Origin of the sequence: Pontibacterium granulatum (assembly GCF_029961155.1) — a bacterium.
GTDB lineage: Bacteria > Pseudomonadota > Gammaproteobacteria > Pseudomonadales > Balneatricaceae > Pontibacterium > Pontibacterium granulatum.
In genome coordinates, this window is record NZ_JASBRH010000024.1 from 54,181 (window position 1) to 68,172 (window position 13,992).

Sequence of the window (13,992 nt, forward strand, 5' to 3'; positions counted from 1 at the left end):
TGGCAGTGTAACCGATCACGGCAGACAGGCGCATCAGCTAACTACTGGCACGGATCAGCAGCCCAATAGTTGCACCATCAGATGATTTATCCCTGAAAATTAGTGGCCCAAGTTTCTATTGCAGAAACGTTGATAATCCAACCTCTTTTATTAATGTCTCTTGGTATGTTTTAAGCCTGCAGGGTTGCCGACATAACCAAGCGGTAGGCGCGACCGCACCTCATTTACCTCGTTCGCAAAAGAATTCATGCCGACTGTTTGACGCCTTAACTAAGACGTTTAACATCACTGTATTAAATATTCAGATATCAATGGCATATAGGGTATGGCTGTGGTTAATAAATTGCGCAGGAAGTTGCTGAAATCCATCGCAATGGTTACGTCGTTAGCGACCTCTCACTCATTCGCTGCACTGCTTAAGCCCGCCGCACCGACAATCCATATATCAACACTACAAAGCTTTTTGGATGTACTCATTCCAAGAGATTCCACCCCTTCTGCAAGCGACATCAATATTGATCAAAAGCTAATTAAAAAAGCGTCTGGCATCGATAATTACCACCAGCTACTTGTTGAAGGTACCCAATGGTTAAATGTTCAGTCACTCAAATACTGGAGGTTACCTTTCCATGAGCTCTCAGACGACAAAAAAGAGAAATTGGTCGATGCAGCCTTTAACGCTCCAGTTGGTACTTTGCCTCAAGTCTTTATGACATGGGTTAGAGATGACGCCATGCAATTGTACTACTCTGATCCCAGAAGCTGGCCAGGCCTTGCCATTTCCACCCCTCCTCAACCAAACGGATATCCCACCGCACACCTCAAACCGCGAGATAGTCTATGAAGTATGATGTTGTCATTGTGGGTTCAGGGGCGGGCGGCGGAGCATCAGCCTGGGCCCTGAGTCGTGAAGGCAAAAAAGTTTTAGTCCTGGAAGCAGGACCGCATTATGAGGCTGCAACAGATTATAAGTTACATACATCACACTGGGAGTCACCTTTCCCCTACAAAACACAACACCACACCAATTACTCAGTCACGGGGCTGCAAACGCTGGATGCCCGTAACAGCGATATACGATCTTGGAATCATATTTCGGGACAGCTTAATCCCAATGCTCATCGCGTGTCATACGGGTACCACCACGTGCAAGGTGTCGGTGGCAGCTCATTGCACTTTACGGGTGAAGCACACCGCCTGAACAGCCGCTCAATGAAGTTGAAGTCTGAGTACGGTGTCGGTGCGGACTGGCCGCTTACGTATGACGATCTGGAACCCTACTATGTTACGGCAGAAAACTTTGTGGGAGTTGCCGGACCAAGGAATACACCGTTTCGGCCCAGGTCGACCCATTACCCGGAAACACCTCATCCTTTGAATTACGCCAGTCAGACACTGCAGTCAGGATTCACCGCTCTTGGTATGAGCACCGTCCCCAATTCGCTGGCGGTTCTTTCCTCACCCCGTGATGGGCGTGGCAATTGTAATCACTGCGGAGGATGTTTGCGGGGCTGCCCGATTGGCGACAAAGGCAGCATCGATATCACTTACCTGCGCGCAGCGGACGCAACGAACAGCTGTACGATTAAAGCAAACTGCACGGTTACTCGAATCGAGACCGATTCACAGGATAGGGTTAAAGGCGTACATTTCGTTGAGAACGGCGAACACCGTTATCTTGAAACGCCGCTGCTGATCATCGCAGCAGGCGCGATTCAAACACCACGCCTCCTGCTAAATTCGAAAGACACCTCGTCACCAAATGGGCTGTGTAACGAGTCCGGGGAAGTAGGCAAAAATTTCATGGAAACGCTTTTGTGGACAAGCACGGGACAACATAAAGAAAATCTCGGCAGCCATCGGGGGTTACCCGTCGATATGATCTGTTGGGACTATAACGCTCCCGATGCGATCCCTGATGCGATCGGTGGATGCCGGTTCGGACCTGCACAAGGCGAATCTGATTTAGTTGGACCGGTAAATTACGCGAAACGCGTGATTAAGGGGTGGGGACGATCCCATAAACAAAATATGCGTACGCAGATCGGTACCGTCTTGTCGGTAGCCGGTATCTCAGAAAGTTTGCCCCACCCCCAATCGTTTATACGTTTGTCCGCAAAGAAAGATAAATTTGGGGTACCCTTGGCAGAGATTCATAGCTATGTAGATGACATGGCTGTCCGCCGTATCCGTTTTATGGCGAACACGGCGCGAGCCGTATTAAAAGCAGCAGGTGTTGAGCGTATTATTGAAGAGTTCAGCTCTTACGATATTTTCAGCTCCACCCATGTTTTTGGCACATGTCGCATGGGTTTGAATGCGAATGACTCCGTGGTAAATGAGTGGTGTCAAAGCCATCGCTGGAAAAATCTGTACATAATTGATGCAAGTGTTTTCCCCAGCTCGGGTGGCGGTGAATCTCCAGGCTTAACGATTCAAGCCCTTGCCTTACGAGCTGCTGCACATATTAACGGGACAAAACCATAGCAAGGAAGGGAAATAGATGTCTTTCCGCACTTTAAAGCTCGGGCGTTACACACATCTGTCACAGGGTGCAATCACGACCCCCGTCGCGGATCTTCTTTGTGTCGGAGGCATCTCGATAGTGGTGATGGTGGTGATTTCCTCTATTTCGCTATGGAATTTCACAACGGGAAATCCCCCTCAGGACAAGATCAATTTTATCGACCTGTTCGTCCTGCAAACACTGATCAATTGGCCACACTTTGTCGTTTCATACAAATTACTGTATGCCAAAAGGGATAACCTAACATCCTATCCCATGGCCACGCTCGGCGTCCCGGGGGTATTACTACTCGTTTGCCTTACCAGCCTTTTTTACGGCACGAATGCAGATGTACCCGCCTATGTGGTTAATCAGCAGATGGCTTATGTTCTCTGGCTGATCGCTGCTCTGTATCTGGCCTGGCACTATACAGGTCAAACCTGGGGCATGATTGCGACATTCTCTCATCTATCCGGACTGGCACTACGCCCCTGGGAACGGCATGTTTTACGCAATGGCTTACGTGCCCTTATTTTCTGGCACGTCATTTGGGGAGTGGAAACGCTACCCAAAAACGCGTTCACGGCTCCACTTCAGGCAGACTATATAATGTACCTCGCCAATGCACTGGCGATATGCGCATTTGTCGCTGGGCTCTATGTATTTGTCCGCATCTTCGCACGCCAGGGGCGGATTGATGCCCGGGTACTCGTGCCCTGGTTAACCGTGTACATGTGGTACTTCGTACTCTTTCTTGAACCCGGGGCCTATATGTTTGTACAACTTTCTCATGCCCTCCAATACATGATTTTCCCAGCCCGGGTTGAATTGAATGCTATGAGAGCGCGCAACCCAGACAATCCCCAGCTTACGCCTGCGAAGATTGGGAAGCTGCTGACTTATTATCTGATCACCATCGTCTGTGGCTTGGGCATCTTCTACTTACCGGACCTGTTGATAGGAAATACAAACGGTCTCATGACCATAGGCGGCATGTTGGCACTTGCGGTGAATATCCACCACTACTATACCGACAGTGCAATCTGGAAGCTCCAGAATCGGGAGGTGAGACAACGTCTGTTCAGTCACTTACCCCAGGTGGAGACCTGTCGCTGATCACAGAATTAAAGGGTCTTCAGAAATGCCACGAGCTGCCTTTTTTCCGCGTCATTTAAATTCAACGGCGTAAGCTCAGAAACCCGTCCGTTTTTAACGTTAAAGTTTGACAGCGATCCGGACAAGGCGTCTCCTGCACGAGAGTAGTGCTCTATGACATCCTCAAGTGTCTTGATCTGCCCCGCATGCATATAAGGGCTTCTCTGAGAGACAGCGCGCAAGGATGGCGTTTTAAAAGCACCAATAAATTGCCGGGCGTTTGTTTGCATGTACTTCAGTTCTGCACAGCTGTCTGCGCCGGCATCGCTATAGATGCCGGCGCAGTTGAACGGATCAGACAGGACTTGCGAAATTACTTTATAACGGCCTAGATCCGGAACCTTTCCGAGTGGCGTTGGTATACCAGTATTATGAAAGAAATCGTCGGTAAAACGAGGCCCCGTGTGGCAGGTCGAACACTGTGCCTTTCCGCTGAACAGCCGAAAACCTGCGATTTCTTCTGAGGACATCGCACTATTATCGTCAATAGGGTGTGTATTGAGAGAAGCGGCGATATATCGGTCAAAGCGATTTTCATTCGGGCGTATGGTCCGCTCGTATGCCGCGATGACTTTCCCAATGTTGGCAAAGACAACATTGATATCATGTTGACCCTGCGATGACAGCTGATTCCAGTTTTCCGCTGCAAGGCCGGGGACTAGCGGGCTGGCAATATCAGGCCACGAAGCAGTGTGCGGTGCGCTGTTGTCAAATATGGATTGATACTGATCCAAATAGTTGCTGAGTACATATTTTGCTAACTGGGCTCTGGTAGCGCCATGTTCCTTTCGATCTTCCAATGGCCCTAAAGCCTGGCTCCATAAACTGTCTTTGCGCCCATCCCAAAAAAACCAGGGCGACCACTGAGCACCGGCAATAGGCATTGTCCGCCGAACACCACGCGCAACACCTTCACCCACTGCTTTATTGTCCTGAAAACCATTTTCAGGAATATGGCAGGTTGCACAACTAACTGAATTATTGCTGCTCATCGCTTCATCGAAAAACAGCTGTCTCCCCAACTCGATGGCGTCCGCATTTTCGGATATTGCATTACTGATATCTGGAGGGGAAAGCGCGAGATTGGAAATATGAAACTGTGACGCCCGTTGTAGCTCCACGGTCGAAAGCGCATCTGGACTACCGGACATTGCAGAATGCGACAATAATGAGGCAAACAGAACGACAGGCGCCGCGAGAGGAACTTTGAGGAAATAACGTCGATGCATGATGCTGACCGGCTTAAGCCTAGATATCCAGGTTAAATCTTACCTTGTCACTGGTGCCATCGACACTGATATTCAGCTCTATAACCCACGCCCCTTTCATGGAGAATTTGAGTCCCTCCAGGAGATAGTCTCCCGATTCAAGTTGCCCGGAAACAACAGGATGGGTTGGAAAGCCATGCCCATGATGAGGCATCCCCCCCCGAACCTTAATAACTGCCCCGTTAACCGTCTCTCCTTCCCGGTTTTGCAACGTCAGCGTCCACCCATGGATCTCGCCTACTTCAACCGGCGTAGATACCGGTGTTAGAGTGACCACGTAGTTTTGACTCTGCGTTACCTGGGTGACGGCTGAATCAGTATTTTCTGCCAGAGCAGAGTTTAAGAGCAGCGACATAAGCACAGCATAGATGCTGAATATTCGCCTTATCAGGTGATTCCGTACTATCTGTTGCATAGGTTTGTCCGGGGACTTGATAGTCTGCCTGGCTGGACAATGTATTGGTACATCAGATCGCAGACTATGCAAGTAGGCAGCTGTAAGTACAGCCGCCTACCGCTGATGATGATGATCAGAGTTTCGTGCTAAATACAATATTACCGCTGTGAGCTGAACTGCTGTCAGAGTGCGACCCACTGATATGGAATCCAATTGCGCTTTCTTTGTCGAGCGGTAACGTCACCCCAGCCTTAACAAAAGCAGTTACGTCAGACATGTCAGCAGTGGATACTTCCCAGTCAGCGTTATGCAAGGATACGTCACGAGACAGGCTCTGATCGTTCCAACCTGTTTGCTTCGCAGCACCAAGGTCGACGAACCAAATACCGTGCTGCTTCTGGGTACTGAAGTTGCCGTTCAAACGGTAGCCCAGAGAAAGTTCAGCCGAACGATAGGATTTTCCATCCACCTGCAGAGCCGTTGTTTCCGCACCGGATTCGGTGTAACCGTGAGCATCAATGAACTCCAGGTTCATGCGCCCCCAAAGCATACCCTCAATATCGTCGTTTAGCTGGTATGCAGTCCCGACTCCCATACTACCGAATAACGTGTTGGTGGTTGCGTCAGATGTGTTCTGAACTGTCCCCGTCGAGAGACTCACACTGCGTTCCATATCAGACGAGCTGTGCGCAATACCCAGCGTTGCATCAAAACTCAGATTATCGGAGAAACGCGCGTAATATGCCGCCACCGAAGCAGTTTTAATATCCGCATCCCCTGACACTGCAGAATCTATAGAACTGTCGGTATAGCCTAATGCTACACCTACCCGTGCGTTGTCGTTATCGATCAGATGATTGCCGACCCACAGATGGCGAGCATCTCCATCATACGCAGACGCGATGCTATCTGCATCAAATGAGCTGTTGTGCAGACTGACATCAACCCAAAAGTTTTGCTGTACCGGTGCGTGACGAGCCGCATTAACTAAAGAGAATGACGTGTCACGAATCCCAGTACGGATATCATTGAGTGCAAACGCGTGAATCTCACCGGATGCTTGCAGGATGGCATTGGTTGTCTGCGCTTCGTTCAGCCCATACAGTCCAGAGAAAAAGGCATCTGCATTAGATGACCCGTTATTTCCAGCCACCGGGCGAATTGTATCGAAGGCAGTCGCTGCATTAATGGCGTTCAAGCGGCCGGATGCAACCAACGTTGCGAAGCTTTCCGGCGTCACATAAAGATCGATAAAATCACTGCCGTACAACACATCAAGGCGGGTGTTGTCTGCAAGACCAGATACCGGACTGGTAACAGAATCAAATTCGCCACTAATGCCGTTTGCATTAGCCGTGGTTACGATACGGAAACTATCACCGACTTCCGGAGTATAGGTATTGGTCGCGGGCGCACTGATTCCGCGCAGCTGAGGCGTCAATACACCATCTGCCGTAAACACCGATGTGGCACCGGTTAACACAATACGATCGTAGGTACCGGAGCCTCCCGCCGCATTGTATACAGCGCCATCGATCTCAAAAACGGAAGTGGAAGCCGCTGTCAGCGTAACATCACCAGCAACAGTCAAGGTGCCCGGCGAAGATCCTGGGGCCAACGTGCCATTGACGGTAACGTCTCCTGTCAGTGTACCCGAGCCACCCAGCGTCCCACCTGCATCAATGGTCACGGCGTTGGATGCCAGACTCCCCTCAACCCGCAGAAGACCACCTGAAACAGAAGTGTTACCCGTATAGGTATTGCTGCCGGACAGCAACAACGTACCGTTCCCGGTCTTGGTCAGACCACCCGCCCCCGAAACGGTACCATCCGCGGTATAAGTAGTGCCGGTGGCGGTATTGATTTCTCCGTTCCCTGCTCCCAGAGCAATGTTGCGACTGGAGGTAATCGTGCCTGTCGACGCCAACGCGCCTCCGTCAAGGGTCAAGTCCCCTGTTCCCAGATTATCGTCACTGGAGATCTGAACCGTACCGCCGCTGACGGTTGTACCACCTGCATAGGTATTACTACCTGACAAGGTGAGTGTGCCATCGCCTGATTTCGTCAAACCACCGGCACCACTCAGCGTACCGCTAAATTCTGAATCATTACTGTTACTGTCAATCGTGCCGTTCGTAGCATTGACCGTAAAATCAGTCGTCACTTCACCGCTGTCGGCTATCTGAAGGGTGCCGCCATCAAATACCGGGTTTACATTGCCGTTACTGAGTTCACTCGTTGTATAGGACGCATTTCCTGTATCAATGTCTGGCGTCGAAGGTGTACCTCCACCCAAATCACCTGCATCTACAACACTGGATTGGTCAAGTGCGCCAGAAGCAGTACCGTTGATTGTACCGTTGGCAAAATATATTCGATAACCGGCCAGAGAAAATTCGCCACTGAGCGCTTGAACCGTCCAGGTGAAGCCACTATCAACATTCGCAATAGACGCAGAACCGATAGTAGCGGCATCATGGTTAGAATACAGCGAAGAGGTTCCTGTAACGCCGCATGCATCGGCCGAACAGGAGGCATCGTAACCGATAGACGTGGTATAGGTCCCAGTGGTCGTTTCTACGGTAAAGCGCAATATGTCCCCCGCACTCCACTGCCACCAGTCATCCGTACTGGTATCCGCTTCACTTGGTACAGTTGAATTTGCGGCGAAATTAAAGGTAATAGCTCCTCCGCCAGAGCCAAATTCAACCGTATTCTGATCGATACTTATCCCCTGACCAGACTGCATCCAGGTTGGTGTATTAGCACCCGCTTGGGTAAAAAGGTGTCCCGCCTGACTTTCCAATGCAAAAAGCATCGATAGGAGAGAAAGTAGAAAAAGAGGGTATGTGCGAAGCGGCATCTTTTCAGCCTCCCTGCTAGTTAGAATTATAAAGCACCCTTATTTTGACGCCACATCCTAATAGGTCTTTGGTTAATTTGTAATCATGCTTTTTTCGTATTTAAACGATCATTAAAAATAAAGCCATTGTTTTTCAATGCCTTAATATTTTAAAAAGTACACAGATCGCAACCTTTTCAAACATAGTTGCGGTGATTGGAATATACTAGTTTGCCAACCGTATCCGTGATAAGAATAGCTTGTTCTACACGGCTGTCGTTAAACAAGATACCCGGGAGTACTCCATTGATTATCACGCCCCGCCTATCCAAATACACCCGATCACTCCTGATAGCAGGTCTTATTAGCCTTGTCACATCAATAACTTCTGCCGCCGATCTGGAGTCCGGTCTCAAGGCTGCACGCTCAGGCAACTTCGAGAAAGCGATGAAAGAATGGTCCGAATTGGCTAAGAGCGGCAATCCCGAAGCGCAAAACAACATCGCAGGTTTGTACTTCTCCGGTGTTTTGGGAGAGAGGGACGTAGCGAAAGCGATATCCTGGTTTGAACGTGCTGCAAGCCAAGGCCATACCATGGCCAGTCTCAGTCTTGGGCATATCTATCGTACCGGCGCTGGCGTGCCAAACGACTTCGCTACGGCGCTCAAATGGTATGCGGTGGCGGCAAACAACGGAAATATGGAAGCTACGTTTTACAAGGCTCTGCTCTCTCTACGCACGGTAAATACTACTGACGGTATACAAGCAGAGCTCACCCTAATCCAGAGAGCTGCGAATAGCGGCTTTTTACCCGCAAGGCACTATATTGGCACCCTCTACAACACTGGGCGCTTTGTCCAGAAAGATATGACCAACGCTATTAAATGGTATAAATCTGCTGCTGAGGAAGGCCATATCGAATCACAATTTGTGTTGGCCAACATCTTTTTAAATGGTGAAACTGGCGAGGTTGATCTGGCAAAAGCGACGCAATGGTTACAACAGGCTGCATCCAAAGGGCATCCCAGGGCGCAGTATATGCTTGGGTACTTTGAGTTTAACGGTGTAGTCGGCGACAAAAACTACAACCAGGCATTTGAGTGGTTCAACAATGCCGCTCACTTATGGGAAAAAGATGCCCAATACTATCTGGGGCTGTCTTATTATGAAGGTCTTGGTACCGTTAAAAATCTAAAAGAGGCGTATAAATGGTTTGATCTGGCTGCAAACGGAGGGCATCTGGAAGCGCATATTATGCGCTCTGCCGTGGCTTCACATATGTCGCCGGAACACATAGGGGAAGCCCATCTAATGGCTCAAACATGGTTCGATCAAAATCATGACACGCCCCACAGGCACGATAATTTGATACCGCACTTGCACTAGTCGGAAAGAGGGCTAACTGCTCACCGACACTCTGCGGATTGCTGAAGCCCGGAAAACAGCGCTGGCAATGAGGAGGAGCTCAAACAAGTTAATTGCGCTACCTCCTATCGCCTTCAATGCACAGCGATCGTCAAAAGCGTTGTACTTTCGATCCGCTCAGATGGATACAGAGCGTGGACGTTACTCAACCGTAACCGATTTCGCCAGGTTACGCGGCTGGTCCACGTCTGTTCCCTTAAGGACGGCAACATAGTAAGAGAGCAGCTGCAGCGGTACGGTATAAACGATCGCTTCCAGGATCGGCGCTACGTCCGGTACCTGAAGTACATGAACGCCCTCTTCCGGCTGCAGGTTGTCGCTGTCGCCGGCAAACACAAACAGTTCGCCACCGCGTGCCTGCACTTCCTGCAGGTTGGCTTTCAATTTGTCCAGCATGCCGTTTTTAGGCGCGACGGTAACCACCGGCATATCCTTATCAACCAACGCCAGTGGGCCGTGCTTCAGCTCTCCCGCCGGGTAGGACTCCGCGTGGATGTAGGAGATCTCTTTTAGCTTCAACGCACCTTCCATAGCCACCGGGTACAGCGGGCCACGGCCCAGGAAAAGGCTGTGGTGCTTCTCCGCAAAGGCAGCTGACATCGCTTCGATATCCGCATCCATTGCCAGCGCTTCTTCCAGCTTCTCTGGTAACGTCTGCAGGGCGGCAACGATCTCCGCTTCCTTCTCTTCGGTCATGCCATGACGACGGCCCAATGCCAGAGTAGTCAGCAGCAGGCCAACCAGCTGGGTGGTAAACGCTTTGGTGGACGCAACGCCGATCTCAGGACCGGCATTGGTCATCAGGCTCAGGTCGGATTCACGCACCAGGGAACTGCCCGGCACGTTACATACAGTCAGGCTGGCCAGAACCTTGTCTTTGATTTCACGCAGCGCCGCCAGGGTATCGGCGGTCTCACCGGACTGGGAAACACTCAGGAACAGGGTTCCTTCAGACAGTACGACTTTGCGGTAGCGGAATTCACTGGCCACTTCAACCAGACACGGGATACCCACCAGATCTTCAATCCAGTATTTGGCCACGAGACCGGCATGGTAGCTGGTACCACATGCCACGATCTGAACCTGCTTGACCTTATCAAAGATCTCACCGGCACCGGCACCAAACGCCTGCTCCAGCAGACGGCCGTTGGCGATACGGCCCTCCATCGTAGCTTTCACCACGGTTGGCTGCTCGTAGATCTCTTTCAGCATGTAGTGCTTGAATTCGCCCTTGTCCGCCGCCGATACACCGTGCTCGTACTGGTGAATTTCACGCTCAACCGGCTGGGCGTCCTTATCCCAGATCTGGATTTTGTCGGTGGTCAAGCAGGCAAAGTCACCTTCATCCAAGAAGATAAAGCGATCGGTTACCTGTAGCAGGGCCAACTGGTCGGAAGCGATAAAGTTCTCACCGATACCCACACCGACAACCAGCGGGCTGCCTTGGCGGGCACAGATCAGACGATCCGGGTGGTCCTGCTCGATCACACCCAGTGCAAATGCCCCTTCCAGACGTGTCACGCTGTTACGCACCGCATCCAGTAGCTCGACACCGCTGTTCAGCTGGTCGCAGATCAGGTGTGCTACCACTTCCGTATCGGTCTCGGAGGTGAACTCAAAACCTTTACCGATCAGCTCGCGTTTCAGCACTTCGAAGTTTTCGATGATGCCGTTGTGCACGATCGCCAGGCGTGGACCGGACATGTGCGGGTGCGCGTTGCGCTCTTCAGGCTTACCGTGGGTCGCCCAACGGGTATGCGCGATACCCAATGAACCCGGCAGCGGCTGTTCAGCCAACGCATCCGCCAGGGACTGTACTTTACCGGTTGCACGGCGACGGTCGATCGCTTCGCCGTTCCAAACGGCCATACCGGCAGAATCGTAACCGCGGTATTCCAGGCGGCGCAGGCCTTCCAACAGAATCTCAGATACAGGGCGCGCTGCAACCGCGCCAACAATGCCACACATAATGCTCTCCTTAGCTCTTCTTAACCGGACGCTGCCAGCCGTTCAGGTTAATCTGTTTACCGCGGGCTACAGCCAGCTGCTCGTCTTCAACGGTTTTGGTAATGGTAGAACCGGCACCCACCGTTGCGCCTGCCCCCACTTTAACCGGAGCCACCAGGGCGCTATTGGAGCCGATGAAGGCGCCATCACCGATCTCGGTCAGAGATTTATTTACACCGTCGTAGTTACAAGTGATAGTGCCTGCGCCTACATTGACGTTGTTACCAACTTTGGCGTCACCCACGTAACTAAGATGGTTAACCTTAGAGCCTTCGCCAATCACCGCTTTTTTGGTCTCAACGAAGTTGCCGACCTTAGCCTTGTTCGCCAGCTCTGTACCTGGACGCAGACGAGCAAACGGACCTACATCGCAGTTCTCTGCGACCACAGCGTCTTCCAGCAGGGAGTTAGCTTTGATCACGGTACCGTCGCCGATACGGCTGTTGCGAATCACACAGTTGGATTCAATACGTACGTTGTTTCCGATGTATACGTCGCCTTCCAGCACAACGTTTACGTCGATCCAGATATCGTTACCCTGCTCAACCTTACCCCGCACATCTACACGGGCAGGGTCAGCCAGGGTCGCACCATTGATCATCAACGCTTCGGCATTACGCAGCTGGTACCAACGCTCCAGCTCGGCCAACTGAACGCGATTGTTAACGCCCTGTACTTCCTGCTCGGTTTCAGGCTGGATCGCTTTGATCGCCAGACCCTGGCTTGCCGCCATAGCAATAATGTCGGTCAGGTAGTATTCACCTTGCGCATTCTCGGAAGAGAGCTGTGGCAGCCAGTCATTTAGCTTGCTGGCAGATACGGCCAGGATACCGGTGTTGACTTCAGTAATCGCCAGCTGTTCAGGGGATGCATCTTTATGCTCGACGATCGCAACGACGTTATCGTTATCGTCACGGACGATTCGACCATAACCTGTTGGATCCAGCAGGTTAACGGTCAGCAATCCAAAGTCACCTGCTTCTGCGATGGAAACCAGTTCTTTCATTGTTTCAGGGCTTGTCAGCGGAACGTCGCCATAGAGCACGAGTACCGTGCTGTCCCCGGTCACGTTTGGCATTGCCTGCGCAACAGCATGGCCGGTACCCAGTTGCTGTTCCTGTAGCGCGAACTGTACATCCTGACCTGTCAGGGTTTCGCGTACTTTTTCAGCACCGTGGCCAATCACAACATGGATCGCAGCGTCTTCCATGCTGCTGGCATTATCGATCACATGTTGCACCATCGCTTTACCACCAATTGCATGCAGGACTTTTGGCAAAGCAGACTTCATTCGGCTGCCCTGACCGGCAGCTAGAATAACGACATCTACTGACATAAGAGAGAAGAGTTCCTTGGTCCGGAGACCCAATTGAGAATTAAGTACTTGTGTAAAGTTTGGGTTGCACTTTAAATTAATCGACAGTTAATGCAATACAGGTTGTCATTAAAAAATTGACAAAATGAATGATAAAATTTTTGAACAACTTGGCCTCTCCCAAAGGGAAGTGGTCCTCTACCGTACGCTGCTGACTCTGGGGCCGGCGTCCATCCGCAATATAGCGGAACAATCCGGCATAAACCGAGGTACCGCCTATGAATGCCTCAAGGAGATGCAGTTAAAAGGAATCGTCACCTACCTGCCAAAAGGCAAGCGCCGTTACTTCGCACCCCGTGACCCGGATGTGCTGCTCGAAATGGCAGAGGAAAAAAGACAATCGCTCAATAATGCTATTGAACAACTTAAGAGCCGCGTTATACCTGACCTGAATCACCTGAGACCGGATTTCAGTGCGGCCAACGTGCAGTTTTACGAAGGGGACGCAGGAATTGAGTTAGTACTGAAGGATATGCTGACAACAGTATCGAGTCAGCAACAGAAAGAGTACTGCGTCTTCTCATCCAAACCAATTCGGCCCCATTTGTATCGTCCCTTCCCAAACTTCACCAACCAGCGTGTTCAGAAAGGGATCGGCGTACGTGTAATTGCGATTGGCGAAGGGGGTGAGGACGCGGAATTATCGGAACGTAAATGGATACGCACTGAAGGCCATGTGGATGCGGCCTATATCGCAATCTACCCACCCAAGTGTGCCATCATCTCCCTGGCATCAGAAAACTACCCTACGGCCGTTGTGATTGATTCAGCGGAGGTAGCTACGGCACAACAGATCGTATTCGATACGCTGTGGGGGCTTTTGTAGGTCCCCTATCCATCTATTCTCTCCCGCAGGTTGGTCAACGCGGCAGCGTTGCCCGGCGACCTTTAGATTTGCACGCTTAGGATCGTTGAGCAGTGCTGGGCATCGCTAAAGCGATGGCCAACCTACAGGCTATAAGCTGAGCCTGGAGGTGTTTGGGCCGTAGGATGTAGGGCAGCTTTTAAGCTGCCGGC

Annotated in this window: 10 protein-coding genes; 5 read left to right on the forward strand and 5 right to left on the reverse strand. The window is 51.1% G+C overall.

Annotated features, from left to right (window positions below):
• Nucleotides 1–325 precede the first annotated feature (325 nt).
• The 3 genes from QKW35_RS17460 to QKW35_RS17470 are packed head-to-tail and all read left to right on the forward strand — an operon-like array spanning nucleotide 326 to nucleotide 3,622.
• Complete coding sequence (locus QKW35_RS17460; RefSeq protein WP_282355226.1) at nucleotides 326–844, forward strand: gluconate 2-dehydrogenase subunit 3 family protein; 519 nt, start codon at nucleotides 326–328, stop codon at nucleotides 842–844.
• Nucleotides 841–2,487, forward strand: a complete 1,647-nt coding sequence (locus QKW35_RS17465) for a GMC family oxidoreductase (RefSeq protein WP_282355227.1) — start codon at nucleotides 841–843, stop codon at nucleotides 2,485–2,487. The genes QKW35_RS17460 and QKW35_RS17465 overlap by 4 nt, the downstream gene beginning before the upstream one ends.
• 16 nt (nucleotides 2,488–2,503) lie before the next feature.
• Nucleotides 2,504–3,622 carry a hypothetical protein gene (locus tag QKW35_RS17470; RefSeq protein ID WP_282355228.1) on the forward strand — a complete coding sequence of 373 codons (1,119 nt, stop codon included), beginning with the start codon at nucleotides 2,504–2,506 and terminating at the stop codon, nucleotides 3,620–3,622.
• 8 nt (nucleotides 3,623–3,630) lie between these two features.
• Here the strand turns inward: QKW35_RS17470 and QKW35_RS17475 are convergent, their stop codons facing one another.
• From QKW35_RS17475 to QKW35_RS17485, 3 genes are all read right to left on the reverse strand, one after another.
• Nucleotides 3,631–4,890, reverse strand: a complete 1,260-nt coding sequence (locus tag QKW35_RS17475; protein WP_282355229.1) for a cytochrome-c peroxidase — start codon at nucleotides 4,888–4,890, stop codon at nucleotides 3,631–3,633.
• A 19-nt stretch (nucleotides 4,891–4,909) separates the two neighbouring features.
• Nucleotides 4,910–5,344, reverse strand: a complete 435-nt coding sequence (locus tag QKW35_RS17480; protein WP_282355230.1) for a FixH family protein — start codon at nucleotides 5,342–5,344, stop codon at nucleotides 4,910–4,912.
• 115 nt (nucleotides 5,345–5,459) lie between these two features.
• The gene (locus QKW35_RS17485; RefSeq protein ID WP_282355231.1) at nucleotides 5,460–8,189 is read right to left on the reverse strand and encodes an autotransporter outer membrane beta-barrel domain-containing protein; all 2,730 of its coding nucleotides are present in this window, start codon (nucleotides 8,187–8,189) and stop codon (nucleotides 5,460–5,462) included.
• 285 nt (nucleotides 8,190–8,474) lie between these two features.
• On the opposite strand from QKW35_RS17485, the gene QKW35_RS17490 reads away from it, so the two are divergent.
• Nucleotides 8,475–9,554 (forward strand): tetratricopeptide repeat protein, encoded by a 1,080-nt coding sequence (locus QKW35_RS17490; RefSeq protein WP_282355232.1) that lies wholly within the window; start codon nucleotides 8,475–8,477, stop codon nucleotides 9,552–9,554.
• A gap of 180 nt (nucleotides 9,555–9,734) precedes the next feature.
• Here QKW35_RS17490 and glmS read toward each other — a convergent pair whose 3' ends face one another.
• Nucleotides 9,735–11,561, reverse strand: a complete 1,827-nt coding sequence (gene glmS, locus QKW35_RS17495) for a glutamine--fructose-6-phosphate transaminase (isomerizing) (RefSeq protein WP_282355233.1) — start codon at nucleotides 11,559–11,561, stop codon at nucleotides 9,735–9,737.
• A gap of 10 nt (nucleotides 11,562–11,571) precedes the next feature.
• Nucleotides 11,572–12,936: a bifunctional UDP-N-acetylglucosamine diphosphorylase/glucosamine-1-phosphate N-acetyltransferase GlmU gene (gene glmU, locus QKW35_RS17500; RefSeq protein WP_282355234.1), complete on the reverse strand. Its 1,365-nt coding sequence runs from the start codon at nucleotides 12,934–12,936 to the stop codon at nucleotides 11,572–11,574.
• Between the two features lie 124 nt (nucleotides 12,937–13,060).
• Between glmU and QKW35_RS17505 the strand changes: the two genes are divergently transcribed.
• Nucleotides 13,061–13,801 carry a TrmB family transcriptional regulator gene (locus tag QKW35_RS17505; RefSeq protein ID WP_282355235.1) on the forward strand — a complete coding sequence of 247 codons (741 nt, stop codon included), beginning with the start codon at nucleotides 13,061–13,063 and terminating at the stop codon, nucleotides 13,799–13,801.
• The last annotated feature ends 191 nt before the right edge of the window (nucleotides 13,802–13,992 follow it).

What these genes read in the sequence shown, in the direction of transcription:
- QKW35_RS17475 (WP_282355229.1), bottom strand. Translation starts at nt 4,890, where the DNA reads ATGCATCGACGTTATTTCCTCAAAGTTCCTCTCGCGGCGCCTGTCGTT.
- glmS (WP_282355233.1), bottom strand. Translation starts at nt 11,561, where the DNA reads ATGTGTGGCATTGTTGGCGCGGTTGCAGCGCGCCCTGTATCTGAGATT.
- QKW35_RS17460 (WP_282355226.1), top strand. Translation starts at nt 326, where the DNA reads ATGGCTGTGGTTAATAAATTGCGCAGGAAGTTGCTGAAATCCATCGCA.
- glmU (WP_282355234.1), bottom strand. Translation starts at nt 12,936, where the DNA reads ATGTCAGTAGATGTCGTTATTCTAGCTGCCGGTCAGGGCAGCCGAATG.
- QKW35_RS17505 (WP_282355235.1), top strand. Translation starts at nt 13,061, where the DNA reads ATGAATGATAAAATTTTTGAACAACTTGGCCTCTCCCAAAGGGAAGTG.
- QKW35_RS17470 (WP_282355228.1), top strand. Translation starts at nt 2,504, where the DNA reads ATGTCTTTCCGCACTTTAAAGCTCGGGCGTTACACACATCTGTCACAG.
- QKW35_RS17465 (WP_282355227.1), top strand. Translation starts at nt 841, where the DNA reads ATGAAGTATGATGTTGTCATTGTGGGTTCAGGGGCGGGCGGCGGAGCA.
- QKW35_RS17480 (WP_282355230.1), bottom strand. Translation starts at nt 5,344, where the DNA reads ATGCAACAGATAGTACGGAATCACCTGATAAGGCGAATATTCAGCATC.
- QKW35_RS17485 (WP_282355231.1), bottom strand. Translation starts at nt 8,189, where the DNA reads ATGCCGCTTCGCACATACCCTCTTTTTCTACTTTCTCTCCTATCGATG.